Raw genomic sequence first — 23,995 nt, 5'->3', positions numbered from 1 at the left:
CAGCCAGGTCCGTGAACTGCCTGTCACGCCCTCCGGAGCAGCATCGCGGTGGTTCCGCTGTTTGCCGCGCCGACGCCGACTGCGGCCAAGCTTGCATCGTCGACTTGTCTCGAACCGGCCTGCCCGCGGATCTGCAAGCATGCTTCGTGGAGGTGGCCGAAGCCGTGGAGTCGTCCCCCCGATAGCTGTCCCCCGCCGGTGTTGATGGGTAGCTCACCTCCCAGAGAGATGCGCGCCGGGTCAGCGACCCAGGCACCGGATTCCCCTACCGGGCAGAAGCCGAAGTCCTCCAGCCAGCACAGCACAAACACGCTGAACCCGTCATACAGTGACGCCACATCGACGTCAGCCGGTGTGAAATCGGTGCGCTGCCACATCGTCGACAACCACCGGGAACTGATTCGGGCGACGTCCTGGCCGCCCTCCCACAGGAAACGATCGTGGTGGGCACAATCGAGGGCCTCCACCGCCACCGCCGGGTGGCCGAGCCCAGCGGTGTGCTCGGCGCGCGAGATGACGAACGCGGTCGCGCCGTCGCAGGCGATATCGCAGTCAAACATGCACAACGGGTCAGAGACCATGCGCGCGTTCAGGTATGTCTCCAGGTCGAGGGGATCGCGATATACCGCAGCGGGGTTACGCGCAGCGTGGGCCCGCTGTGCAATCGCGATTGATGCAAGTTGCTCGCGGGTCAATCCGTATTGCAGCATCCGCGCGCGGATCTGGAGAGCCGCGAGGTTAGCCGCCGTGGCACCAAAAGGCATCTGCCAGGCCATCATTCCAGCCGGACGCCCGCCTCCAGATCCGTAGCCCTTGCGCCTGCCGGCGCCCTGAGCGGTGCCCTCCCAGATGCTGCGCCAACACAGGACGTGGCTAGCAAGGCCTCCGGCAACAGCGAGCATTGCGTCGACCACTGCGCCAAGCTGTCCCGGGAACTCCACTCCCCCGGCAACCCAATTCGGCTTGATTCCCAACGCGTCGTGGATGTCACGCAGCGAAGCCCCAGAAAACCCGACGCCGGGTTGAGAAGAGCCGGGATAGGTTGTCAGGCCGTCGATATCGGCTAACGTAAGGCCGGCGTCAGCAACCGCGGCCAGACAAGCTTCGGCAGTGAGCTCCAGCGGATCCCGCCCCAGTCGGCGACCAATTGCCGACTGGCCGATGCCGCTGATGATGATCCGGTCGGTCAGCGCGTTATTCATCAGCGTTCCGGTTCGAACAACGGAATGAACACCTCGTCTTCACCATCGATGCATCGATCGAAGATGACCCGCACAGGCATGTTCTGAGTGACCTCGTCTGGATCGACGTTCACGAGGTTGGTCAGCAGGCGTACCCGTTGGTCCTCGACCGGATTGACGAACGCGATGAGGTATGGCGGTGTGAACCCGGGGAACCACTGATGATGATTCAACGTCCAGGATTCGACGACGCCCCGGCCGCTGAGTTCGACGTATTCGGTCGTCGCATGGTCATCCGGGCACAGCAGCGCCGGCGGGTGACACAGCCGTCCACAGCCGGTGCAGCGTTGCATGCGCAGCACTCCGTTCGCGCCCGACCTCCAGAAGGGCCGATTCAGCGCGGTCAGCGCCGGGGCCGGGCGGTATGCTTCTGGCATTTGCGTCATGTGTCTTCGGGTCAAATCGACTGCTAACCAAAGACTCCCGGTGATTGTGAGTAGTCCACCGTCGATAGCTCGGTCATACCACCATCAACGTGCAATACCGTGCCCGTCACGAATGCCGCGTCGTCTCCAGCCAAAAACGCTACCGCGGGGGCGATCTCAGTCTCAGGATCGGCTCCTCGCTTCATTGGCGAGGCGGCTGCGGTTCGGGTGTAGTTGTCCCACTCGGTGCCGATCATCTTGCGCTGCACCTCGGTCAGGGCGAAGGGGCACACCGCGTTGACCCGAATACGGTGGCGTGCCCACTCGTTGGCCGCGACCTTTGTCAACGCAGCTACGGCGCCCTTGGCCGCCGAGTAGGGCGCCGTATACGCGATGCCGGCCAGCGCAGACCCGGATACAAAGTTGATCACTGACGCCCGCCCCGACGCCTGCAGGAACGGAAAAGCAATCTGCATAAATCGGAAAGTCGCCTTGGGGCCGGTGGCCTCTGATAGCTCCCAATCCTTTTCGGCGACCAGTTCGAGCGCCTTGGGCATGGCGAAGAACTGGGCAGCATTGACCAAGACGTCGACACGGCCGTCTCCGCGGTCAGCCACCTGGTGCACAGCGGCCTCAATCGCTTCGCGATGCGACACGTTGGCCTTGATGAAAGATGCCCGCCCCGAGTTCAGCCGAATTTTCTCGACGCGCTCAAGTCCCTTCTCCTCGTTCAAATCGACGATGGTGACGTCGGCGCCTCGGCCAGCCAGCTCCTCGGCAATCGCTCCTCCCAATCCCTGGGCTCCTCCGGTGACCAACGCGTACCTGTCTGTCAAACGAGACAAGACCACTCCTTGCTGCAATGTAACAATAGAACATCAGACGTTCTATTATTTAATGATTGCAGATCGTCGCGCGGCTGCCTAGTGGGCCCGTGCCCACGGGCTGTTCGTCGGTCCCATTGTCAACCGCCGCGCTGACCCCCGGTCACAAAGATGTCCTGCCCAGTGATTGCCGAGGCGGCGTCTGATGCGAGCCACACCGAGACATCTGCGACCTCCTCCGGCGTGACCAGGCGGCCCAGGGCATTACCTGATGCCAGACGCCGGCGAACGACATCGGCCGGCAGCTGCTGTTCGTGAGCGAGTTTCGAGACATAGTTGTCGACGAGTTCGCCTGCCACAGCGCCGATTACCATGGTGTTGACTCGGATGCCCAATTCACCGACCTCGAGCGCGAGGGTTCGGCTCAATGCGCTGAGCCCCGATTTGGCTGCTGCGTAATGCGCCTTGCGGGGCAGCGCCAAATTCGCGGCTGACGACGACACAAACTGAATGTTTCCGCGACCAGCGGCAATCATGGCTTGCTGTAACACTTCTCGAGACAGGAGCATCGGTGCCAGCAGATCGGTGTCTAGCACATCTCGCCAATTTGCCGTCGTGGCGTTGCTGACCGCCTGGTCCACCCCGGGTGTCGCGGCATTGTTGACTAGGACGTCGAGGCGGCCAAATCGTGACATCGCCTTGGTGACGACTTCACGGCACTTTTCCTCCGACCGAATATCCGCAACCAGTTGTAGTGATTGACCACCATCGTCTGCCACCAATCTCGCCGTATGAGCTAATTCCTCGCTCCGGCGCGCGACCAGGACGACAGCCGCGCCGCAGCCCGCGTATCTGCGCGCCAGCACCCGTCCGATACCACCGCTCGCACCGGTGATCAGCGCCACCCGCCCGCGCAGATCTGCCGCTCCCGTTTTCGCTATCTGGTGCCGAGCGTCCATCATGAGAAAGGCCTACTCGCCCAACCACACTGCGGCCGGCCGAGTCATGGACAGGTGGGCGAACGTCTCCAACAGCGACATGAAGCGTCTCCCAGGCGATGAACGACGTGTAAGTCACTCTCGATGTGTCTACAAACATACATATTATGTATTATTGTTAAGCTCCGTGGACCCACGATCTGTATTCTGCCTCATTCCGCAGAACACGCGGCGACCCCTGACAAATACTTACCGCGGCAAAGTCTGCGGCTGACATGGCAGTGACGGCAGGGTGCGCTGCATTCGACGACGGACCCTGGCCGCGTGCGACGGGTCGGGCCCTGAAACCTTGGCAATTGTGCTCGGCGGGGCGCGCTTCGCCAATGCGACACCGCGTGTCACGTAGCATAATTAGCTGGGGTTATAGCCATCGCCCATAGAGGAGTGACATGTCGACTGATCGAGCAACTGGCGTAACAACGGTCGCCGATGATTTCGATCGGCGAGACCAGATTCTCGACGCCGCCAATGAATGTTTTACACAGTTGGGCATCCAACGCACGAGCGTGCAGGACGTGGCGCGCATGGCAAAGGTCTCGCGGGGCACCATCTATCGGTACTTCGTCGATCGCGATGTGCTCATCGAGGCGGCTATCGAGCATGGAGCTCAACGCTTTTACCGTGAGGTCGCTGCCGCGATGGAAAACAAGGCCACTCTCGCCGAAAAACTCGGCGCCATGGCCGAAACCCACGCGAAGATCCTGCTCGAACACCGTACCCGCAACCGACTGATGGCCGATGACTCCGAGCTCATGCGCCACATGGTCTCCGATGGGGACAGCGCAGTCCGGCGCACGACGAAGTTTCTCGAACCCTACGTGCGCGAGGCGCAAAAACGCGGCGAGGTCGGCGCAGGAGTCAATGTCACAGCGGCCAGCGAGTGGCTGGCCCGCATCATCTATTCCTTCTCGACGGTCAATCAGGGGCTCAGCTTCGATATGACGAAGCCGAAAACCGTCCGCGACTATGTAGCAAAATTTGCGATCAACGGCCTGCGCTGAAGCAAGGTATTACCTAGATATATGTGTACCGCCGCGGCCGCGTGGGGAAGGCCATCTCGTTGATGGGGTTCAAAGCAGGCGGGGAAAGCGAAGTGAGCCAACCCAATACCCGCAACAGCCAGCCCCGCGAAGAGCCGGCGGCGGTGCTGGTGCCATGTGAACTTCATTCGAACCGCACCTTCCGGCAGGCCGGTTGCACGTCAGGCGGGGGTCAAACGCACGGGTAGGTGGGTCGGGCCGCGCAGCGAGCTGTTGGTCGACCAGGTCGTATCACCATCCAGGCAGATCCTGGAAACATTCTCGACCAACTCGCGCAGGACAGCCTGTGCCTCGAGCCTGGCGAGCGGCGCTCCGAGACACATGTGCGCGCCGTAACCGAACGCCACGTGCATACGGGGATTCCGGTCGGCGCGGTACTCATCGGGGTCCTCGTACACCAGCGGGTCACGATTGGCCGCACCAAACGACAACATGACACGCGCACCCGACGGGATCGTGACGTCATCGACCGTGTAGTCCGCGACGGTGTAGCGGTACAGATTCTGGATTGGGGTCGAAAAGCGCAACTGCTCCTCCACCGCCATCGGGATGAGGTCGGGCTTCTCCCGGATCATGTCGTACTGCTCGGGGTTGCGGGCCAGCGTGTCGAACATCCCACCCAGGAGGTTTGTCGTTGTTTCGTTTCCCGCTATCAGCAATAACAACGCGAAAGAGAAGAGATCGTCTTCAGTCATCGCGCCGTCAGAATTCCCGTCGACCAGGCGTCCCAAGGCGGTGTCAGAACCCTTCAACCGGCCGGCGGCGAACTGGTCCATGAAATATCGACGTAGCGCCATCACTGATGCCGCGGCCTGGACGGACCTGCTCACAGCCTCGCGGTTCGGCGCGAAGTCAAGGATGCGAATCGCTGATTCCGACCATCGCCTGAATTGGTCGACGTCGCCATCAGGAACTCCGAGAATGTGGGCGATCATGCGGATCGGCATCGGGATGGCCAATCCTTCGACCACGTCGCAACCCGGCCTTGCCAGCACGTCGGCTACCAGGTTGCGGGCTAGATCGTTGATCATCGGCGTCCAGCTGTCCAGCGCACGCTTGGTAAAAGCCGGCTGCACCTTCTTGCGAAGCTGGGCATGCTGCTCCCCGTCACTCATCACCAGCGTTGGCATGGAAAACCGCATGCGGGTGACGCCTTGCGTGCTGTTGATCTTGTCGGTGTCTGTCAACGCCGCGCGGACATCCGCGTGACGATTCAGAATCCATGTCGCTCGCCGTGGGTTGTAGTGCACCCGCCCGCTCGCATGCAGCTTGCGGTATGCGTCGTGCGGCTCGGCTGCGGTAACGGGGTCCAAGGGGTCATAGTCGGTGATATTTGCGCCGGCATAGGCCTTCCCGCCGAGTCGTCGGGTGTGCACCGCGGCGGCAACTCCAAGCCCTGCCGAAACTATCAACGGCTTGATGATCGAACTGGCAGCTCGAACGTTGCGGGAAACGTTGTCTGTCACGGTCATTGCCGCCAGCCTCCTGACCGGGGTGAGAATTGGGGCCGACCCACGTGCCCTCGAACAAATCGGGCCATATCGGCAGGGTACACTACAACACTCATTGTTCTTTTGTTCTATACCCGGGACTCGACTCCCAAAGGATGTGGTGCCGTCCGGCGACGACCCCAATCGTGCCGATCACATAGCCGTTCGGCTGTCGTGACCCATGGCTGCAGGGTCGGCCTCGAATTCACGGACCATCGCCTGGATCGTGTAAGACGACGCCAGCCGGCCATCGCGGCTGAAGACCCGGCCGTCGCCCTGGACCAGCCCGCGCCCCGACCAGAAGGCGTGGTTGGTGTACAGCAACCAGCCCGCGATATCGACGTCGTCGTGAAATGCAATGGTAGCTTTGATGATTCCTGTCGACAGGGTGACATGGGCGCGAGCCTCGCCAAAGCCGCGATGTGGCAGCATACCGGCCGCAATGGTCCAGTGAGTTGTCGACTGAGCAAGCAGCGCGGCTTGTAGGTAGGGCTCACGCGGCGCCTCACGAAACCGGGTCCACACATCGATCACTGGCGGTCCGACGCGGTCGGGGTCCGGATCGTAGGCCCCGTCGACCACTCGGATTTCGCGACCGGTCATTCCAAAGCCCGTAAAGGCCACCGCCGCATCAGGTCCCGGCACGTCCGGCATCCGCTCAGTGTGCCGCATTACCTCGCTGGCGCCAGAGTCCGCGAGAACAATGCCCGCCGCGCGTAGCACGCCGCGCTGATTCACGCGGACTTCGGCCGACGAGAACGTTCTGCCGCGGCGAAGGACATCCACGGTCAGGTCAACCGGCGCATCGAATGATGCCGCCTTGGTGAAGATCATCGACGCTGACGTAACTCTTTGCTCTGGAATCACTTTCGATGCCGCAACGATAGCCTCCGCGAGCAGTTGCCCGCCCTCGACAACGTTGCGACGGGTGGGTCCATGAGCCGGCCCAGTAAAGCGGCCGTTGCCTATGGGCTCGACGTCGATCAGTCTGCGCAGCTCGTCGGCGTCGCCCCAAAGCGGGAAGTTGACAGGAACCTTCGAGCCGTCAGGCCAGTGTTCGACGATGACGACACGCAATACGTCGTCGTAGAAGGACACGTGCCCCGCGATCGCGGCGACTTCAGGCAAGGGGGTGCGGTATGCCCACACCACGTTTTCAATGGCTTGGTCCGCGCAAGTCAACGTCCAGTAATTTGCTCGGCCCTTGAAGGGGCACACGGTGCTGTGGTCCGACGGCGCGAAGAGGTCCCACCGCACATCGGCTTCGGGGAAGTACAGCCGATCATCGTGGTCGGTCTCGGTGACTACCAGGCAGTGGTCACTTTCTGCGACGAGGACGTCGTCGAACCACACCTGACCCGTGTGAGGGCACGGAGTCGCTTCGATGCGGTAGTCGGGGTGATCGGGCCATGCTGATTTGACCTGCACTGTCATGCCGTCACTGGCCTACGCATCGATGAAGGTGGACGGACGACGAGTTGCTCGAGGCCGACGACGGGAAAGTTCAGCGCACTCGCGTAAACGCCCGCCAGCACGTCAGCAACGTCCTCGGGCGTCATCAGCTGCTCCTGAAGCAGACCGCGCGCGATCCAATCTTGGACAACCACGCCCAATAGGTCGGGGTCAAACGCCGCGGTGAACTCCGTCGGCATGGTCCCTCCCACCGTGACGCAGCAGAACCGGAAACCCGGATGCTCGTTGCGCCAAGCGTTCAGGCTCTCGGACAGCGCTGCCTTACTGGAGGAATAGGCGCCGAGGGCAGTCCGCGGCTGCCCCACGGTTTCGGAGGACAGTGCACTGACGATCGCTGCGGGCGCAAGCACCGGGACACAAGACTTGATCACTTGGTGGACGCTGATGACGTTGGTACGCATCACGTCAAGCCAGTCATCGGCGGAGGTGTCGGCGAACATCCGCAACGGGGCGTAACCCACCGATATGAACAGCACGTCGATGCCGCCCAGCGTGTCTCGCGCGACATCAGCGAGGTGTGCGCAACCCTCCATGCTTCGCACATCTGCGGTCACGGCCCTACCGCAGCCGGCTTCGGCGACAACCTCTTCCAGCCGATCCCGTCGGCGTGCCGCAATGAGCAGCTCCGCGCCCTCCTTACCCGCGCGCACGGCGAAAGCCCGCCCAATCCCGGCCGATGCGCCCACGACCACGACGCGCTTGCCGGCCAAGGTCCGGTCACTCATGGCGCCCTCCTTCTCGCGTTCGCAGGCCAACCCGCCTTCGCTCTTTGGAGAACACTAGTACATGTGTTGTTCAGTTGCGCCGGTGATCCGCCGCGAATCAGCTATCTTACGCGACAAATATGCCCGATGTGTTCTATCCATGCCGCGATGAGCAGCTTCGAGGGCGCGATCACTGAGCATTTCTACATATATCGTTCGTTTGTTTAGTATGAGTCTTTGCCGGTTCGCTCGCACGAAAAGGGGCTTGGGCGTGGACTTGGGTGTGGCGGGGCGCAACTTCGTTCTCGTCGGCGGCACCACCGGGATAGGGTTCGCCGCCGCCCGGCAACTCGCCGAAAACGGCGCGAACGTCGCACTTTTGGCTCGAAATGGCGACCGCGCCCGCGAACGCGCACAGCAACTGAGCGCCGCCCACCACGTCCGTGCGGTCGGCATCGCCGTTGACGCCGCCGCCAACGGTGACGGCGTGGACCGAGCAATCGACCACGCTGCCACGAGCCTCGGTCCGCTACGAGGTCTAGCGGTCACGGCAGGTCCGATGAATCAGCAGGGACCGTTCCTCGAACACGGCGACGAATCATGGGACTGGTACTACCAGCTAATCCTGATGGCGACCGTCCGCTCTTGCCGGGCCGTCATCCCCCACCTGCAGCGCAACGGCGGCGGGACGATCGTGACCACCGCCGCGTACTCGGTACGGGCGCCAAAGATTCTGATTCCTCCCTACAACGCGCTGAAGGCGGCGGTCCTGACGTTGTCGAAGATCCTGGCCAAAACGCACGGCCCCGACGGCATCAGGGTGAACACCGTATGCCCAGGACTGTTCGACACCGAGGTGAACGACTTCATTCGCGCTCAGCGGGCGGCGGAATACGACGTTCCGCTGGAGGACGCGATCTACACACACACCTGGCAAGCAATCCGGACTGGAACATGCGGGTCGCCCTTGGCCGCGGGGGCCGTCCTATTGAGGCGGGTGAGCTGATCGCATTCCTGCTCGGCGAGCGCGCAGCCTTCATGACTGGTGCGGCCATCAACATCGATGGCGGCACGGACTTCTGAGGCGCTCGAACCGGCTGGCGCGGCGAGTTTCAGATTCCGATCTCGTCCGCGAGCAGTCCGCGGTGGAACGTGGGGTCGCCCAGCAGGTGGCCGGAGGATTTCGCTCGCTTGTAGTACAGATGCGCGGGGTGGTCCCAGGTGAAACCGATACCACCGTGAATCTGGATGTTGGCCGCGGCGGCGCGCGCATACGCGTCGGAGCTGCATGCCTTGGCCAGAGACGCGACCGCCGGCAGCTCGTCGGAGAGTTGGGCTGCTGCACGTGCCGCGTAATGCGCAACACCGCGCGCACATTCGACGTCCAGCAACACATCGGCGCACTTGTGGCGGATGGCTTGGAAAGATCCGATCGGCTTGCCGAATTGTCTGCGCACCTTGGCGTAGTCGACTGCCAGCTCGAGGCATCGCTGTGCCCCCCCGACATGTTCGGCCGAAAGCGCGGCACAGCCGAGCGCCAGGGTCCGCATCAGCACCGGCCACGCCGCACCTTCGCGACCGACCAGCGACGCCGGCGTTGCGTCGAAGTCGATGCGCGCCTGCTTGCGCGTCTGGTCCAGGGTCGACAACGGCCGGCGAGTAACACTGTGAAAGCGGTCGACTGCGAAGAGCGACAACCCCGCATCGGTGTGGGCCGCCACAAAGACCACGTCGGCACTGCAACCATCGAGCACATACGCTTTGGTTCCGTCGAGAACCCAACCCTCGCTTGTGGTGCGCGCCCGTGTCCGGATCGCGCCGATTTCCCAGCGGCCCGACCCTTCGGTGATCGCCACCGTAGCGACAGTGCCGCCGGACGCGATGCTCGGCAGGTAACGCGCCTTGGCGGCGTCGTCGGCGGAATGCATGATCAGGTTGGCCGCCAGCACAACCGACGCAAAATAGGGCGAAGGAAGCAGAGACCGGCCCATTTCCTCGAGGACAATTCCGAGTTCGACGAAGCTAAAGCCCTGCCCCCCGAATTCCTCAGGGATGGCCAACCCCACCAGGCCCATCTGGTCCGACATCTGAGCCCACACACTCGGGTCGTAGCCCATCGGCGATTCCATCTGCCGACGCACCTCGGTCTCATTGGCCTTGCTCGCCAGGAATGAGCGCACGGTACTGCGCAGTTCGTTCTGCTCTTCGGTGAACATGAAACTCATGGCATTGCCGGGCATTTCAGGTCGCCGGGCCGGCACGGCCGGTGGGGTCGACGCGAGGCACGTCAGCACCTCGGCGCAGGGTTTGCAGCCACGCGCCAGCGGCGGCGGGTGCCGGCACCGGCGCATCGAAGCGTCCTGGGTCCGCGGTCCAAAAGGCCTCCCAGGACGGGAAGGCGTCGTGGAAAGCGCCGTCGTGGTGCGGGGTATCGGGCCAGCGCATCTTGCGCGGACCAACGGGTGGGTCGGTAATGTCGCTCTGATACCAGAACAATGGTGTGCGGCGGGCGAAGTACCAACGGCCTTGGCGCCGTTCATAGCTGTCAAGATAAGCCAGCAATTCGATGACCCATTTCGACTGCGTCTCCAGGTCGTTGCGTGAGTACACGAGTCCACTGGCATTGTCGGCGTCATGTACGTCGATGACATGGCCGAGGACACCATGTGCGCTCCCCAATAGCGAGTGCCTGATCTGCGCGTCGTACCACTCTCGCATCGCCGCGCGGCCACGACCCTTGCCGGGCACGCCGACGTCGTCGACGAAAAGGTTTGCCAAGGAATCGAAGTCGCGCATGTCCAGCGCCACCGCGTACTTGGCTGCCAGTTGCCGGATCTCGTCAATGGCCTCCAACCGGGCGATGCGTGCCTCCAAGTCCGTCACGCCAATTCCCCGGATTCCAGTAGCTGCACCAGCCGGTTCTTGTCGATCTTGTTGGTGGTGGTGTACGGCAGCCTCTCGGCGTGGGGCAGGATCACCCACCTCTTCGGAATCTTGTAGGCGGCGAGTTCTTTTCGGCATGCGGCGAGGAGCTCGTCTTGCGACGTGTGCCGTCCTTCGTTGGGGACGACCACGGCACACACCACCGCGCCCCTATCCGCGTCGGGAACGCCGACAACATAAGCGACCCGGACACCGTCAACCCCGGTGATCACCGATTCGACCTCGACGGGCGCGACGTTGGCTCCCGCGGTCTTGATCATGTCGTCGGTGCGGCCGGTGAAATATAGGAACCCGTCATCATCCAGGTACCCGGCGTCCCTGGTGTGATACCAACCGTCGGCGTCGAACAGCTCCGCGCGCTGCCGTCCGATCATGCCGCGCATCATGGCCACACCTCGGACGCAAATCTCGCCCACCGTGCCATTGGGGACCTCCGCGCCGGAGTCATCGACAATCCGGTGTTCGTAGCCGGGTGCGGATACGCCGAGCGAACCGCGCTTGGCCTCGGGCACCGGCTCGTGCGGCGGCCACCACGTGTGAGAGCTGCAGGTTTCTGTCATCCCCAGCTGCGTTACCCGCAACGACGGGTCGGTGGCGCGCAGTTCCGGCGCCAGCAAAACCTGGTGGTATCCCTCGCGCAGGCTGGACAGGTCGGTGGAAGCGAAGTCCGGGTGATTCGCGAGGGCCGGACCTACATGTGGGAAACCCGTTGCGTAGGTGGCCCGTTCGGATTCGAGCAGGCGCAACGCATCACCGGCCTCGAATCGATGCTCGGTCAGAATCGTGACACCCGTCTGCATCGGTCCCAGTAGGCCGAAGACCAGTCCACCCACCCAGAAGAGCGCCATCGGGATGTAGACGCGGTCGTGGGGCTTCCACTCGTGCTGGGTGGCGATGAAGCGGGAGTGTGCAATCACCGTGGCGTGCGTGTGGATAACTCCCTTGGGATCCGATGTACTTCCCGACGTATAGATGACCACCAGGTCATCGGAGGGGCGCACGGTAGATTCACACGCCCGCAGGAATGCCTCGGACACCGGCTGCGGCCACGCCGTCGGCCAGCGCCGGTCGGTATCGCCGAGCGCAAAGACGTTGCGCAAGTGTGGCAGTTGCTCTATGGCTAGCCGCTCAGTCGAGGCGGGAAAGCCGCCGGCGGCTTCGCTGACCCGCGCAAGCATGTCTTTGCCGAGCAGCGAGTCGACAGACAACAGCGTGTGAATGTCGGCATCACGAAGCAGCCAACTCAACTCCTGCGGCTGGAAGAAAGTGTTGATGGGCACCGCGACGGCACCGATCCGGGTGGCGGCCAAGAACGCGACGACGAAATCGGGTCCGTTCGGTGCGATCACTCCGACGCGCACACCCTTGGTCACTCCCGCCGCCAACAGGCGCCGGGCCATCTCGGCGGACCGGGAATCGGCTTGCGCATAGGTGATCCGCTCGACGGTGCCGTCACCGACCGACGAGACGATGAAGTCGCTGTCGCCATAGGCCGCAACTAGACCGCGCAGCATCGCCGGCAGCACCGGTGGGTACGGCAGCGGGTCATAGCTGAACGTTCGATTCATGGCGCAACTGTCATTCGACTACCCACCGCGGTTCGCGCTTTTCGGCGAACGCGAGCATTCCTTCCCGGTAGTCGGGGTGGGTCAGCTGGTGTTGCAGGACGTAGCGGTAGGCGACATCGTGGGCCGCGTGCAGACCGACGTCGAGGCTTGCCCACATCGCCTTGATGGACGCCTGGACAGTCGCGGGCGACAGTTTCGCTATGTCCAAAGCGATCTCCCGCGCCCGCTGCTGCAGTCGCTCCGCGGGCACCACTTCGTTGATGAGTCCGATCTCATAGCCTCGTTGCGCGCTGATGCGCCCCTTCTTCGTCATCAGCGCCAGCTGCATCACCATCGACAGCGGCATTCTGCGTAGCAGGACAGCGGGCTCGAGCGCGAATACGTTGCCGACGCTCAAGTGGGTGTCGATCAGCTCGGCATGTTCGGCGGCGATGATCAGGTCGGAGTCGGCGACCTGATGCAGAGCGCCTCCGACGGCCATCCCGTTCAGTGCGCAGATGACCGGCTTCCACACGTTGTGGTGCAGCCGGGAGCCGGGAATCTTATTGCGGATGCCGTTCTCGGCAGTGGCCCGGATGTCCTGGCCCGCGGAGAACGCCCGGTCTCCGGCTCCGGTGATGATGGCGACTCGGATGTTAGGGTCTTCACGCACGCGTGCCCACGCGATGCCCAGTTCCGTGCGTGTCAGGTCGTCGGTGGCGTTGAGTCGCTCCGGACGGTTGATCGTGATCGTGGCGACCTGCTCACTGACATCGAACAAGATTCTTTTCATTTCCACGACATCCCCTGGCGTTGACGCGTAGTGACTAAACACTGTAGCAGCAAGTGTTTCATCGTATTCCTCACGGCATCCATTGCCCACCCGATACCGAAATCAGTTGGCCCGTGATGTGTTTGGCCGCCGGCGAGCACAGGAACGCGACTACGCCGGCGACATCAGCCGGGTCCCCGAGACGACCAGTCAACGTGGTCTGACGCATCTGCTGCAATTCATCCTCGCTCTTACGACTCAGCAGCCACGGTGTCGCCGTGGTGCCTACCACCACCGTGTTGACCCGTACCCCGTGCGCTCCTAACTGGACCGCCATCAGCCTGCTCAGACCTTCCACACCCGCCTTCGCGGCCGCATAGGCCGGCGGGCCGGTCCGCACGCCGTGCGCCGAGACCGAGCTGATGTTGACGATGACCCCGTTACGCTCGGCTACCATCTGCCGGGCGACGACCTGCGCCATGATGAACGTGCCCTTGAGGTTGACGTCGACGATGCGATCCCAGTCCTCGTCGGTTTGCTCGAGAAACGTGCCCGGCAGCGTCATCCCAGCGTTGTTGACCAACGCGGAGATTGGCCCGTACCTGCCCGCGAGGTCGCTAAGCGCGGCTTCCACCGCCGGGCGATCGGTGATGGACAACTCCAGCGGGATGAGCAGTCCCGACCGAGCGGCATCCGAATCATGCGAGCCTGCAATGGCTTTTGTGTTCACGTCGATGGCTGCCACCCGATGCCCGGTGGATATCAGCTCCGCGACGATGGCCTCACCAATGCCCCGCGCCCCCCCGGTAACGATTGCGAGTGGACGCGGTTCAACCGACACGTTCGTTCCGTCCGCGCGCGGCGGCGTGCTCGATGGCGGCGATCGACGGCCGTACCAGCTCCACGGACTCGGCCATCAGCTCAGACAGATCGTCCTGACCGCCGCCGGCGACCCACACATCGATCGCGGCGCGATTGGCGCCGTTGATCAGCGTTGCGGTCAGCCGCGGCCGCAGGTCCATTCCGATGTCGCTGTCCAGCCACCGCGCCACTTCTGCGGTGAGCTGATCGATCCAGTCCTCGTTGATTCGCAACATCGTCGCGCGCAGTGCTGGAACACTGTGATACATCCGCGCCCGCACCAAGAAGAGTTCGGGCTGGTCGGCGATCGCTTCCGCCACAGCCGACGAGGTTTCGGCAAGGGCTGTCCACAACGAATTTGACCGCGATGCACGAAACCGGCGGGTGGCCTCCTGAAGCCGTTCGGCGTAGCCGTCGAACAGAATGTCGTCCTTGGACGCGAAGTGATGAAAGACCGTGCGCGGCGCAACCCCGGCCGCGGCCGAGATCTGTTCGATCGTGGTCGCGTCATAACCCTGGTTCGTGAACAGTTCGATCGCCGCATGAATGAGCGCCTGTCGGTTGCGCAATCCGCGGGCTCGCCGTTGGTCCATGGTCAACCTCCTGCCAACGTGGCGGTACCTGAATTCAACGCGACGATCTCACCTTGCAGCGTTCGGAACCGCACAGAATTGCCGGTTCGCCACATCTCGGTGCGCAGCCCAGCATCCAACTGCACCGGCTTGGCAAACCGGCAACTGATGGACGTCAACGATTGCGGGTCCCCGTGGCCGATCTCGTTGATCACCGCCCGCGCGGCGAATCCCAGGGTGCAAAGCCCGTGGAGGAACACGTTGTTGAAGCCGAACTTGCGGGCTGCCGCCGGGTCGATGTGCAGCTGGTTGCGGTCGCCGGACAGCCGGTAGATAGCAGCCTGCTCGGGCCGGACCACGTCGTCGTATACCGCATCGGGCGTACCGTCGGGATCCGGCTCGGCCGCCGGTCCCCGCTGGCCACCGAATCCGCCCGCCCCGAGGACCATGGTCTGTGAGCGTGCGATGAACACGATGCCCTCGGCGTCGGTGCCATGGCTGGTCAGCTCCACGGCGGCGTGTTTGCCCTTGTCCCAGACCGCCGAAACCTCGGCCCGCACCGACAATTCCCCGCTGACACCGATCGGTCGGTGCAGTTCCAGCGACTGTGCGGAGTGGACGATCGGAAATGCGCCAAGGTCGAGCACAGTGCGGAGATCCCTAACGGCCCACCAGTTCGCGATGAGGGCAAACGTCGGCAGCACCGCTGGACCACACGCCTCGTTGAGCAGTGCAAGCTCGTCGGGCGGACGCGCGCCAACCCCGAGCGCATACAGGATCGCGTCCGTCGAATCCCACTTGAAGGTCGTCGGGCTCAACGCGGTTCCGACCACGGAGTCGGATAGGGCCACGACGCCTCCCAGAAGTGAACGAATTGACGCTATATGTTCAATCGTGCAATATAGTGGCAGTACCTGCAACTATTTGCCCGGCTGAAGGAAGGGACCGATATGAAGTTCGGTGTGTTCATCCTCGGCGACAAGCCCAACCACCTCAGCGAGCGAGAGGTGCTGGCCAACGTACTCGAGGAAGCACGCTGGGCAGAGGAGCTCGGCTACGACGAGGTCTGGCTGGCCGAACACCACTTCTCTCCGTACGGGATGCTCCCCGACCTGCCGCAGGTGGCTACCGCGATTGCAGCGCAGACCGAACGCATCCGCATCGGGACCGCATGCATGGTCGCGCCGTTCCACAATCCGATCCAACTCGCAGAACGCATCGCGCTCGTCGACGTCTTGTCCGGCGGACGCTTCGACGCCGGCTTCGGCCGCGGCTATCAAGCGCACGAGTTCAAGGGTTTTGGCATCTCGATGGATGAGGCCACCAGCCGCTACCAGGAGTGTGTGGAGATCGTTGACCGGCTGCTGACCGAGGAAAACGTCAGCTACCACGGCAAGTACTTTCAGCTCGAGGACGTGACCATCTATCCGCGACCGGCGCAGCAGACGATTCCGGTATGGGGCACGGTGATGAAGACGCCGTCAAGCTTTGAGTGGCTCGCCGAAAAGGGCTTCGGCGCGATCATCGGCAACCCCTACCAGGTCGACCCGGACCTGCAGGGCGCGCTGGACATCTACCTGAAGGTGCAGTCCGAGAAAGGACTCGACGCCGCCACCGGTAACGTATGGGCGCTGCTCAACGCGTTCTGCCACGAAGATGACGCGTTTGCCCGCAGCTACCCGCGCGAGAGTGTGGAGCTGTCCATCCAGACCCATCGCAAGTATTCGAGTCCGTTCGAGCGGGGCGGCGAGATACCGGCCGACTACAAGGCGTACTCGGACTGGTTCGAGAAGCACGACAAGCAGAGCTACGAGCAGGTGCTGAATTCACACCTGACGCTGATGGGCAATCCGGACCGCATCGTGGAGAAGATGCGTACCGTCATCGACATGGGTTGGCGCAACATCATTTTGCGGATGTCGCGGGGAGGGGCGATGGAACGCGCCAAGGTCTATGAGTCGATGAAGTTGTTCGCCCAAGAGGTGATCCCAGCGGCCACCGAGCTCGCGGCAGCTGCGGCTTGAGCCGGCAGCTGGCCGACCGCATCCGCGCGGTTCTTGCGCTCGACCCCGGGGCACCCGCGATCGAGTACCAGGGTTCTTGGACGAATTGGCAGGCACTGGCAGACATCGCTTCGGGAGTTGAAAGTCAGCTGACAGCAGTAGGTTTGGACGAGGGGTCTGCTGTCGGCCTGGTGCTACGCAACCATCCCGCGATGGTCGGGGCGATGCTCGGGGTGCTACTGGCCAACCGTTGCATCGTCACGATCAACCCATCACACGGGGACGCCGGACTGGCGTCGAGCATCCGTGAGCTGAGGTTGCCCGCGGTGGTCGCGTCGCCGACCGACTGGGAGCGCCGGGGAGTCGTCGATGCCGCCGCCGGCGCGATGGGGCTGCAGGCCACGGTCGACCCACTCTGTTGTCAACCGGTGCCCGGGCTCGAACGTCCGGGGCCGGGCCCGTTTCGAGATCCGGCCGAAGGCCCGGAAGCCGTAGCCGTCGAAATGCTAACCAGCGGCACCACCGGTCCACCGAAGCGAATCCCGCTGTCCTACAGATCTTTTGAACAGACCATCGCCGCAGCTGGCGCGCACTACAGCCCGGACCGAAGTCCGGAGCTCCGGTTGCGCTCAGGCGTCGCGATCGTCGCCTCGCCGCTGGTCCACATGTCCGGCCTGTTCCGCACGCTGCTCAACGTCTGCGAAGGCAGACGGATCGCGCTCCTGGAGCGATTTCGCGTGCCGGATTTTGTGGATCTGGTGGTGCGGCATCGGCCCCGCGCGGTCAGCCTGGTGCCGTCGGCGCTGTCGATGATCCTGGACGCCGGGGTGGCGCCGCAGGTGTTTTCCAGTGTCGAGGTGGTGACCTCGGGCACCGCACACCTGCCTGTCGACGTGCAGATCGCGTTCGAGGAACGCTACAACGTCGCGGTACTGCCGTCATACGGCGCAACGGAATTCGCCGGGGGCGTGGCGGGCTGGAACCTTGCCCTGCACCGCCAGTGGGCGAAAACCAAACGGGGAAGCGTCGGGCGCCCGCAGCGGGGTCGCGAAATCCGCATCATGTCAATCGAGGACGGCACCGAACTACCCGCCGGCCAGCAGGGCCGAATCGAGGTGCGCACCACCGGCGGCGATTGGGTGCCGACCACCGACCTCGGCCGAGTCGATGCCGACGGATTCGTGTTTGTCGACGGGCGCACCGACGACGTCATCATCCGCGGAGGCTTCAAGGTCACCCCCACCGACATCGTCAACGTCCTGCGCGCCCATCCGGCAGTGCGCGACGCCGGCGTGACCGGCCTTGCTGACGATCGGCTCGGCCAGGTGCCGGTCGCCGCGGTCGAGTTGGTCAATGGCGGCCAGGCCACACCGGAGGAACTTTTGACCTATGTGCGTGAACGAGTCAGTCGCTACCAGGTTCCCGACCGCTTGGTGGTGGTCGATGAGCTGCCCCGCACACCGTCGCTGAAGGTCAGCCAACCCGGCGTACGCAAACTATTCGAAGAGGTGCAAACGTGACCAGCGAAATCCGGGGCGCGGGCGCCGTTGTCGGTGTGGCCGACGAGGTTTCGCCAACCGGTGTGATTGACGTCCCCCTCCGGGAGCTCGAAGCGCGCGTCATCACCGCCGCGCTGGCCGACGCGGGGTTGTCGCTCGGTGACGTCGACGGGCTTTGCACCTGCACCGGCGGAACACTCATGCATTCGGTCGAGCTGGCCGAATACCTCGGAATAGCACCACGATTCACCGACGCCACCCAAACCGGGGGCGCCAGCTACGGGTTGTACGTCGAGCACGCCGCCGCAGCGATCGCGGCCGGCGAGGCCGAAACTGTGGTGATCGTGTATGCCTCGACCCCGCGTGCCGCCCGGAAGCGTGGCGAAAAGGGCCTGGGTGTTTTCGCGACCCCCGAAAGACTCGAATGGGAAACTCCCTTCGGGGTGATGCTTCCGATCAGTGCCTACGCGCTGGCTGCCAACCGGCACATGGCAACCTTCGGAACCACCGCCGAACAACTTGCGCAGATCGCGGTGGACACCAGACGCTGGGCGGCGATGAACCCGCGCGCTCACCTGCGCGAGACGATCACCGTAAACGACGTGATGAATTCCGGATTCATCGCCGAACCCGTGCACAAATTGGAGTGCTGCCTGGTTACCGACGGCGCCGCCGCCGTCGTGATCGCCGGCGCCGAACGGGCTCGCGATTTGGCCAAGCGGCCGGTCTTCGTCCTCGGTGCGGCATCGGCGGCCTCCCACGCGATGATCTCCCAGATGCCCGATCTCACCGTCACCCCGGGGGCGGTCTCCGGGCCGGCCGCGTTCAAGACCGCACAGCTCACCCCGGGTGACATCGATGTCGTGGAGCTGTACGACTCGTTCACCATCACGGTGCTGCTCGCACTCGAGGACCTGGGTTTTTGCCCCAAAGGCGAAGGCGGCCCCTTCGTGGGCGACGGTGCCTTAAGGCCCGGGGGGCCGCTGCCCGGCCAGACGACGGGCGGCGGTCTCGCCTACACCCATCCCGGAGCGTTCGGGGCGTTCCTACTTGTCGAGGCGGCGCGTCAGCTTCGTGGCGAGTGCGGGCAACGGCAGGTCGCGGACGCGAAAACGGCTGTGGCACATGGCACGGGCGGTGTGTTATCGGCGACATCCACAGTGATTCTGGGAACGGAGGCCACCCTGTGAGCGATTCGTTGCCGGTCCCCGAGCCCACCGCGGTGTCCGCGCCGTTCTGGGACGCCACCATGCGGGGCGAACTGACGATGCAGCGTTGCGAATCCTGCAACCGGCTCGTCTGGTACCCCCGGTTTGTCTGCCCGCACTGCGGCGGGTCAACGCTGCGATGGGAACGGCTGAGCGGGAACGGGGTCGTGTACGCGGTCAGCGTGCATCATCGGGCGGCGCTGCCCGCTTTCGCCGACAAGGTGCCCTACTCAGTGGTGCTGGTGGAACTGGACGAAGGAGTTCGGCTGATGTCCAACGTGTTTGGTCCCGCGCCCGCCGTTGGCGACCGCGTGGGAGTGGCATGGGCACCACTCGATGACGGTCGTAACCTTCCCGTCTTCGAGACAAAGTGAGTGTGGGCCCGACCTGATCCTGGAGCGCTGCTACTTCCACCGGATGCTGTTGGAGGAGCAGTCGCGACGCCGCGGCAACGGCAACTGAACGACAGCCCTCATCGAACGAATGAACAGATTTCGTCATATTGTAGACTCGTCGCACTGAGCGCATATCGCGAAGGAGCAGTGATGGCCACGCAGGTAGACCTCGGGATCGACACACTGAGTAGCGATCGCGCCGTCGAGTTGTACCGCCTGATGAGCAAGGTGAGCCACAGCGACCAGCGCGTCCGAAAAGGCCTGTCATCCGGCGAGATTGCCATGAGCTACTGGCCAGTCGAGGGACAGGAGGCGATGTCGGCCGGAGCCGCCCTTGCGCTCTCCAATAACGACCAGCTGGTCACCACCTATCGCGGTCTGGGTGATGTGGTGGCCAAGGGCATCGACCTGCCCAAGTACTTCGCCGAAATCCTCGGCCGATCCACCGGTTTGTCAAAGGGCAAGGCCGGGGCAATGGGCATCTTCGACCCCGATCACGGCGTCGCGTGGACCACCGGCATCGTCGGCGCGGGGCCGCTGATCGCGAATGGGATCGCCCTGGCCGCGGACATGAAGCGCACCGATCAGGTCGTACTGGTGAGCTTCGGTGACGGTGCGACGAGCATCGGCTACGTCCACGAGGCGATGAACATGGCGGCGCTCTGGTCACTCCCCGTGGTGTTCTTCTGCCAGAACAACGCGTGGGCCGAATGCACTCCGATGGCCGGCTATACGCGTTCGGCCCGACTATCCGACCGCGCCGCGGGCTACCCCATGCCAGGGGTAAGCGTCGACGGCACGGATCCGCAGGCCGTGTACCGCGCGGTCGCGGAGGCCGCCGAGCGCGCTCGGTCCGGCGGCGGCCCGTCCTTCGTCGAAGCCGTCGGCTACCGGCTGCAGGGTCACTACTTCGGCGACCAAATGCCCTACGCGGACCCGGACGAGCTTGCGGCGAAGCGAGCCGACCCGCCCTTCGCGCGCTATCGGCATCGTCTCATCGACGACGGTGTGGCCACCGAGCCGGAGCTGGACCGCATCGACACCGAATTGAAAGCCGAGATCGATGCGGCGTTTGCCGCCGCCCGCGACGCAGCGCCTCCCGCGGTCGACGAACTCACCCGGGATGTCTTCGCCACCGACGGCACGCAGCTAGCGGCGCCGGTGACGCGACGTGCCGGGGTGCCCGAAGGCGAAACGGAGAATCTTGGCCTCGTGCAAGCGATTCACCGCACGCTGGATCGGGCCATGGCAGCCGACGAATCGATCGTGCTTCTCGGAGAAGATATCGCCGACCCGTCGGGCGGCATGTTCAAGATCACCGCCGGGTTGTCCACCAAATACGGCGCCGACCGGGTGCGCGACACTCCGATCGCCGAGTCCTCGATCATCGGTGCCGCCGTCGGTGCCGCGCTGGGCGGGCTGCGACCCGTCGCTGAACTGATGTTCATGGACTTCCTGGGTGTCGCCATGGACCAGATCGCCAACCACGCCGCCAAAATTCGCTACATGTCCGGCGGGCGACAGGGCGCACCGATGGTCATCCGCGCCATGGTGGGCACCGCCGCCGGACCGCAACACTCGCAAGCGTTCGAAGCGTGGGCGATGCACACCCCAGGGATCAAGGTGGTGTGGCCCAGCACCGCCGCGGACGCGGTCGGCCTGCTCAATGCGTGCCTGGCAGACGATGATCCGTGCCTGTTCATCGAGTCGATGAAGCTTTACTACGGAGGCGGCAAGGGACCCGTGCCGACCGCCGACTATGTGATCCCGCTCGGGCAGGCCGACGTCAAACGGCCCGGCACCGACGTCACGCTGTGCACCTACGGCACCATGGTGCACGCGGCGCTCGATGCGGCCAACCAGCTTGAAACCAATGGCGTTTCGGTCGAGGTCGTCGATCTGCGGACCCTGGTGCCGCTGGATCTGGCCACGGTGATCGAATCGGTTCGCAAGACCCGCCGCCTGGTCGTCGCGCACGAATCGGTCGAATTCTGCGGGCCCGGAGCCGAACTCGCCGCCGCCGTGGGCACCGAACTGTTCGGCGTGCTGAGCAGCCCCATTCAACGGGTGGCCGGCACCTACACCCCGGTGCCGCGCGCGGCCACCCTGGAGGCGGCCTGCCGTCCCGATGCCGCTCAACTCGTCGAAGCCATCGGGAGGATTGTGTGATGGAGGTGCGGATGCCCAAGCCGGGCGACGCGATCACCGAAGCGGAGCTGACCGAGTTGTACGTGGAAGACGGCGCCCACGTCTCCGAGGGGGACCCGCTCTATCAAATCGCCACGGACAAAGTCGAAATGGATATCGAAGCGCCGACCTCGGGTGTCGTCTCCTGGAAGGTCAGCGCGGGCGAAACCTACCACGTCGGTGAGCTCCTCGCGATGATCGAGGACCGCCGGTGACCGCACTACCCGATTCGGTCGACATCGACCTGGGCACCCCCGAGCTCATCGCGCGGGTCGAGGGCGACACGCTGACCGTCACCATCAGTCGGCCCGAAAAGAAGAATGCCGTCACCGCCGACGGCTATCACGGGATCAAACGGGCCGCGATGATCGTCGCCGACGAGCCAGGCTTGAGCTTCTTGGTGATTACCGGTACCGGCGACGCGTTCTGCGCCGGCGGGGACATGAACGCAGTTGGTAACCCAGACCGGCAGTGGGACGCGTTCACCGAGTCCTACGACGGGACGCCGTTCGAAACGCTGGGCAGGATCCCCAAACTCGTAGTGTGCGCGGTCAATGGCATCGCACTCGGCGGCGGATTGGTGATGACGTTGTTCGCGGATCTAGTCGTGGCGTCCGATCGAGCCCGATTCCGTGTTCCCGACCTCACCCGCGGCGTATACGAGGCGTTCGTTGCCGCCCGATTGCCCCAAAGACTGGGCACCCTGAGGGCCAATCACCTTATCTACGGCAATGATTGGATCGATGCGCAAGAGGCCGAGCGCCTCGGTCTGGTCGGTAAGGTTGTGCCGCACGATTCCCTGCTGTCGGAGACTGCCGCCTTGCTCGCGCGAGTCCGAAAGACAGGCCCCGTAGCTCGCGCCGCGATCAAACGCGAGATGGCACGTGCGCTGCCACCCGTGGACGTCACGGGCTATTGGTCGTCCATTGGCACCGCCGAACAGATCGAGGCCTTCACCGCGTTCCTGCAGAAGCGATCCCCAGAATGGCCCGTCGGCCACGACCGCGACGCGTTCGTGCAATCGCGTCGACGAGAATGGCTACCCGCAGGAGACGAGGGTGATCGCCGATGACGGAGCTACCGGAGGGCACACCGGAGCTGACCGGGTGCGATGAAATCCTTGTTGCCGCAGACGGTCCCGTTCGGATCGTGACGTTGAACAACCCTGACAGCGCCAACGCGGTCAACAACAGAATGCACACCGCGTTCACCCGGCTGTGGGCCACGCTGGCCGAGGACCCCGACGCGCGCGCGGTGCTGATCACGGGGACGGGCGACTACTTCTCGGCGGGCGGCAACCTGGTCGAGTGGCTGGAAACGCACGTCAACAACCCGGTAACACGCCGTGCCGGAATGCGCGACGCACGGCGCATCGTGCGCGACATGATCGACTTTCCGTTGCCGGTCGTCGCGGCGGTCAACGGGCCTGCGGTCGGTTTTGGCTGCAGCATCGCGGTGTTGTGCGACATCGTGCTGATGTCGGACCGGGCGTACTTCGCCGACACCCACGTCGCGAGCGGCCTGGTGGCCGGAGACGGGGGTTCGGTGCTGTGGCCGTTGCTGATGAGCCTGCTGAAAGCCAAGGAATACCTGATGCTCGGCGAGCGCATCAACGCCGACAAGGCCGTTGAGCTGGGGCTGGCCAATCGTGTTGTCCCGCACGGGGAAATCAAGCGGCAGGGACTAGCGGTGGCCCAGCGACTCGCTGCGCTGCCCCCGCGGGCGGTTCAGGACACCAAACGAACGTTGAATCTGCACGCCCAGCGCGCGATCACCGGCATCCTCGAGTACGGGATATCGGCCGAGACGGAGTGTTTCACCACTCCCGAACACCGCGCCGCAATCGACAAGTTTCTCAACCGCCAGGGGTGAT

General features: G+C 63.9%; 25 protein-coding genes. 11 read left to right on the top strand and 14 right to left on the bottom strand.

Going from position 1 to position 23,995, the window contains the following annotated elements:
- Nucleotides 1–23: 23 nt before the first annotated feature.
- The 4 genes from AC5Y2L_RS22680 to AC5Y2L_RS22665 all read right to left on the bottom strand — a co-directional run bounded on the left by AC5Y2L_RS22680 (nucleotide 24) and on the right by AC5Y2L_RS22665 (nucleotide 3,335).
- Nucleotides 24–1,202, bottom strand: a complete 1,179-nt coding sequence (locus AC5Y2L_RS22680) for a thiolase family protein (RefSeq protein WP_499932103.1) — start codon at nucleotides 1,200–1,202, stop codon at nucleotides 24–26.
- Nucleotides 1,202–1,618, bottom strand: a complete 417-nt coding sequence (locus AC5Y2L_RS22675) for a Zn-ribbon domain-containing OB-fold protein (RefSeq protein ID WP_499932105.1) — start codon at nucleotides 1,616–1,618, stop codon at nucleotides 1,202–1,204. The genes AC5Y2L_RS22680 and AC5Y2L_RS22675 overlap by 1 nt, the downstream gene beginning before the upstream one ends.
- 32 nt (nucleotides 1,619–1,650) lie before the next feature.
- On the bottom strand, nucleotides 1,651–2,451 hold the full coding sequence (locus tag AC5Y2L_RS22670) for an SDR family NAD(P)-dependent oxidoreductase (protein WP_499932107.1): 801 nt from the start codon (nucleotides 2,449–2,451) through the stop codon (nucleotides 1,651–1,653).
- 119 nt (nucleotides 2,452–2,570) lie between these two features.
- A complete protein-coding gene (locus AC5Y2L_RS22665; protein WP_499932109.1) occupies nucleotides 2,571–3,335 on the bottom strand; it encodes an SDR family NAD(P)-dependent oxidoreductase in 765 nt (254 codons plus the stop codon).
- 482 nt (nucleotides 3,336–3,817) lie between these two features.
- Here AC5Y2L_RS22665 and AC5Y2L_RS22660 point away from each other — a divergent pair, with 482 nt between their 5' ends.
- Entirely contained in the window at nucleotides 3,818–4,429 is a 612-nt protein-coding gene (locus AC5Y2L_RS22660; protein ID WP_499932111.1) for a TetR/AcrR family transcriptional regulator, read from the top strand.
- Between the two features lie 200 nt (nucleotides 4,430–4,629).
- Here the strand turns inward: AC5Y2L_RS22660 and AC5Y2L_RS22655 are convergent, their stop codons facing one another.
- From AC5Y2L_RS22655 to AC5Y2L_RS22645, 3 genes are all read right to left on the bottom strand, one after another.
- Complete coding sequence (locus AC5Y2L_RS22655) at nucleotides 4,630–5,940, bottom strand: cytochrome P450 (RefSeq protein ID WP_499932113.1); 1,311 nt, start codon at nucleotides 5,938–5,940, stop codon at nucleotides 4,630–4,632.
- 171 nt (nucleotides 5,941–6,111) lie between these two features.
- On the bottom strand, nucleotides 6,112–7,392 hold the full coding sequence (locus AC5Y2L_RS22650) for a DUF427 domain-containing protein (RefSeq protein WP_499932116.1): 1,281 nt from the start codon (nucleotides 7,390–7,392) through the stop codon (nucleotides 6,112–6,114).
- Nucleotides 7,389–8,156 (bottom strand): SDR family NAD(P)-dependent oxidoreductase, encoded by a 768-nt coding sequence (locus AC5Y2L_RS22645; RefSeq protein ID WP_499932118.1) that lies wholly within the window; start codon nucleotides 8,154–8,156, stop codon nucleotides 7,389–7,391. Before AC5Y2L_RS22645 ends, AC5Y2L_RS22650 begins: the two co-directional genes overlap by 4 nt.
- 250 nt (nucleotides 8,157–8,406) lie before the next feature.
- Between AC5Y2L_RS22645 and AC5Y2L_RS22640 the strand changes: the two genes are divergently transcribed.
- Together AC5Y2L_RS22640 and AC5Y2L_RS22635 are read left to right on the top strand one after the other, a co-directional pair.
- Nucleotides 8,407–9,141 (top strand): SDR family NAD(P)-dependent oxidoreductase, encoded by a 735-nt coding sequence (locus tag AC5Y2L_RS22640; RefSeq protein WP_499932120.1) that lies wholly within the window; start codon nucleotides 8,407–8,409, stop codon nucleotides 9,139–9,141.
- Complete coding sequence (locus tag AC5Y2L_RS22635; protein WP_499932122.1) at nucleotides 9,090–9,218, top strand: SDR family oxidoreductase; 129 nt, start codon at nucleotides 9,090–9,092, stop codon at nucleotides 9,216–9,218. Before AC5Y2L_RS22640 ends, AC5Y2L_RS22635 begins: the two co-directional genes overlap by 52 nt.
- A gap of 29 nt (nucleotides 9,219–9,247) precedes the next feature.
- Here AC5Y2L_RS22635 and AC5Y2L_RS22630 read toward each other — a convergent pair whose 3' ends face one another.
- The 7 genes from AC5Y2L_RS22630 to AC5Y2L_RS22600 all read right to left on the bottom strand — a co-directional run bounded on the left by AC5Y2L_RS22630 (nucleotide 9,248) and on the right by AC5Y2L_RS22600 (nucleotide 15,681).
- Nucleotides 9,248–10,351 carry an acyl-CoA dehydrogenase family protein gene (locus tag AC5Y2L_RS22630; protein ID WP_499932124.1) on the bottom strand — a complete coding sequence of 368 codons (1,104 nt, stop codon included), beginning with the start codon at nucleotides 10,349–10,351 and terminating at the stop codon, nucleotides 9,248–9,250.
- A 25-nt stretch (nucleotides 10,352–10,376) separates the two neighbouring features.
- Entirely contained in the window at nucleotides 10,377–11,018 is a 642-nt protein-coding gene (locus tag AC5Y2L_RS22625) for a nuclear transport factor 2 family protein (protein WP_499932127.1), read from the bottom strand.
- Nucleotides 11,015–12,646, bottom strand: coding sequence for a class I adenylate-forming enzyme family protein (locus tag AC5Y2L_RS22620; RefSeq protein ID WP_499932129.1), 1,632 nt, complete (start codon nucleotides 12,644–12,646; stop codon nucleotides 11,015–11,017). Before AC5Y2L_RS22620 ends, AC5Y2L_RS22625 begins: the two co-directional genes overlap by 4 nt.
- A gap of 10 nt (nucleotides 12,647–12,656) precedes the next feature.
- A complete protein-coding gene (locus AC5Y2L_RS22615) occupies nucleotides 12,657–13,418 on the bottom strand; it encodes an enoyl-CoA hydratase/isomerase family protein (protein ID WP_499932131.1) in 762 nt (253 codons plus the stop codon).
- Nucleotides 13,419–13,488: 70 nt separating this feature from the next.
- Nucleotides 13,489–14,238 (bottom strand): SDR family NAD(P)-dependent oxidoreductase, encoded by a 750-nt coding sequence (locus tag AC5Y2L_RS22610; protein ID WP_499932134.1) that lies wholly within the window; start codon nucleotides 14,236–14,238, stop codon nucleotides 13,489–13,491.
- A complete protein-coding gene (locus tag AC5Y2L_RS22605) occupies nucleotides 14,228–14,851 on the bottom strand; it encodes a TetR/AcrR family transcriptional regulator (protein ID WP_499932136.1) in 624 nt (207 codons plus the stop codon). Before AC5Y2L_RS22605 ends, AC5Y2L_RS22610 begins: the two co-directional genes overlap by 11 nt.
- A 2-nt stretch (nucleotides 14,852–14,853) precedes the next feature.
- A complete protein-coding gene (locus AC5Y2L_RS22600; protein ID WP_499932138.1) occupies nucleotides 14,854–15,681 on the bottom strand; it encodes a MaoC/PaaZ C-terminal domain-containing protein in 828 nt (275 codons plus the stop codon).
- 99 nt (nucleotides 15,682–15,780) lie between these two features.
- Here AC5Y2L_RS22600 and AC5Y2L_RS22595 point away from each other — a divergent pair, with 99 nt between their 5' ends.
- The 8 genes from AC5Y2L_RS22595 to AC5Y2L_RS22560 all read left to right on the top strand — a co-directional run bounded on the left by AC5Y2L_RS22595 (nucleotide 15,781) and on the right by AC5Y2L_RS22560 (nucleotide 23,994).
- Nucleotides 15,781–16,854, top strand: coding sequence for an LLM class flavin-dependent oxidoreductase (locus AC5Y2L_RS22595; protein WP_499932140.1), 1,074 nt, complete (start codon nucleotides 15,781–15,783; stop codon nucleotides 16,852–16,854).
- On the top strand, nucleotides 16,851–18,353 hold the full coding sequence (locus AC5Y2L_RS22590) for a class I adenylate-forming enzyme family protein (protein WP_499932142.1): 1,503 nt from the start codon (nucleotides 16,851–16,853) through the stop codon (nucleotides 18,351–18,353). Before AC5Y2L_RS22595 ends, AC5Y2L_RS22590 begins: the two co-directional genes overlap by 4 nt.
- A complete protein-coding gene (locus tag AC5Y2L_RS22585; protein WP_499932145.1) occupies nucleotides 18,350–19,522 on the top strand; it encodes an acetyl-CoA acetyltransferase in 1,173 nt (390 codons plus the stop codon). The genes AC5Y2L_RS22590 and AC5Y2L_RS22585 overlap by 4 nt, the downstream gene beginning before the upstream one ends.
- Nucleotides 19,519–19,914: a Zn-ribbon domain-containing OB-fold protein gene (locus AC5Y2L_RS22580; protein ID WP_499932149.1), complete on the top strand. Its 396-nt coding sequence runs from the start codon at nucleotides 19,519–19,521 to the stop codon at nucleotides 19,912–19,914. The genes AC5Y2L_RS22585 and AC5Y2L_RS22580 overlap by 4 nt, the downstream gene beginning before the upstream one ends.
- 171 nt (nucleotides 19,915–20,085) lie before the next feature.
- Nucleotides 20,086–22,104, top strand: coding sequence for an alpha-ketoacid dehydrogenase subunit alpha/beta (locus tag AC5Y2L_RS22575; protein WP_499932151.1), 2,019 nt, complete (start codon nucleotides 20,086–20,088; stop codon nucleotides 22,102–22,104).
- A complete protein-coding gene (locus AC5Y2L_RS22570) occupies nucleotides 22,104–22,337 on the top strand; it encodes a lipoyl domain-containing protein (protein ID WP_499932153.1) in 234 nt (77 codons plus the stop codon). The genes AC5Y2L_RS22575 and AC5Y2L_RS22570 overlap by 1 nt, the downstream gene beginning before the upstream one ends.
- Nucleotides 22,334–23,194 (top strand): enoyl-CoA hydratase/isomerase family protein, encoded by an 861-nt coding sequence (locus AC5Y2L_RS22565; protein ID WP_499932155.1) that lies wholly within the window; start codon nucleotides 22,334–22,336, stop codon nucleotides 23,192–23,194. The genes AC5Y2L_RS22570 and AC5Y2L_RS22565 overlap by 4 nt, the downstream gene beginning before the upstream one ends.
- Nucleotides 23,191–23,994, top strand: a complete 804-nt coding sequence (locus AC5Y2L_RS22560; protein WP_499932156.1) for an enoyl-CoA hydratase/isomerase family protein — start codon at nucleotides 23,191–23,193, stop codon at nucleotides 23,992–23,994. The genes AC5Y2L_RS22565 and AC5Y2L_RS22560 overlap by 4 nt, the downstream gene beginning before the upstream one ends.
- Nucleotide 23,995 lies beyond the last annotated feature (1 nt).

The sequence above is a fragment of the Mycobacterium sp. NGS66 genome (genome assembly GCF_059812225.1).
This window is presented reverse-complemented; position numbering and strand designations above follow the sequence as displayed.

Coding starts and splice junctions, on each gene's coding strand:
- AC5Y2L_RS22680 (WP_499932103.1), bottom strand. CDS start 1,202: ATGAATAACGCGCTGACCGACCGGATCATCATCAGCGGCATCGGCCAG.
- AC5Y2L_RS22675 (WP_499932105.1), bottom strand. CDS start 1,618: ATGCCAGAAGCATACCGCCCGGCCCCGGCGCTGACCGCGCTGAATCGG.
- AC5Y2L_RS22660 (WP_499932111.1), top strand. CDS start 3,818: ATGTCGACTGATCGAGCAACTGGCGTAACAACGGTCGCCGATGATTTC.
- AC5Y2L_RS22655 (WP_499932113.1), bottom strand. CDS start 5,940: ATGACCGTGACAGACAACGTTTCCCGCAACGTTCGAGCTGCCAGTTCG.
- AC5Y2L_RS22650 (WP_499932116.1), bottom strand. CDS start 7,392: ATGACAGTGCAGGTCAAATCAGCATGGCCCGATCACCCCGACTACCGC.
- AC5Y2L_RS22645 (WP_499932118.1), bottom strand. CDS start 8,156: ATGAGTGACCGGACCTTGGCCGGCAAGCGCGTCGTGGTCGTGGGCGCA.
- AC5Y2L_RS22635 (WP_499932122.1), top strand. CDS start 9,090: ATGCGGGTCGCCCTTGGCCGCGGGGGCCGTCCTATTGAGGCGGGTGAG.
- AC5Y2L_RS22630 (WP_499932124.1), bottom strand. CDS start 10,351: ATGTTCACCGAAGAGCAGAACGAACTGCGCAGTACCGTGCGCTCATTC.
- AC5Y2L_RS22620 (WP_499932129.1), bottom strand. CDS start 12,646: ATGAATCGAACGTTCAGCTATGACCCGCTGCCGTACCCACCGGTGCTG.
- AC5Y2L_RS22615 (WP_499932131.1), bottom strand. CDS start 13,418: ATGAAAAGAATCTTGTTCGATGTCAGTGAGCAGGTCGCCACGATCACG.
- AC5Y2L_RS22605 (WP_499932136.1), bottom strand. CDS start 14,851: ATGGACCAACGGCGAGCCCGCGGATTGCGCAACCGACAGGCGCTCATT.
- AC5Y2L_RS22595 (WP_499932140.1), top strand. CDS start 15,781: ATGAAGTTCGGTGTGTTCATCCTCGGCGACAAGCCCAACCACCTCAGC.
- AC5Y2L_RS22575 (WP_499932151.1), top strand. CDS start 20,086: ATGGCCACGCAGGTAGACCTCGGGATCGACACACTGAGTAGCGATCGC.
- AC5Y2L_RS22570 (WP_499932153.1), top strand. CDS start 22,104: ATGGAGGTGCGGATGCCCAAGCCGGGCGACGCGATCACCGAAGCGGAG.
- AC5Y2L_RS22560 (WP_499932156.1), top strand. CDS start 23,191: ATGACGGAGCTACCGGAGGGCACACCGGAGCTGACCGGGTGCGATGAA.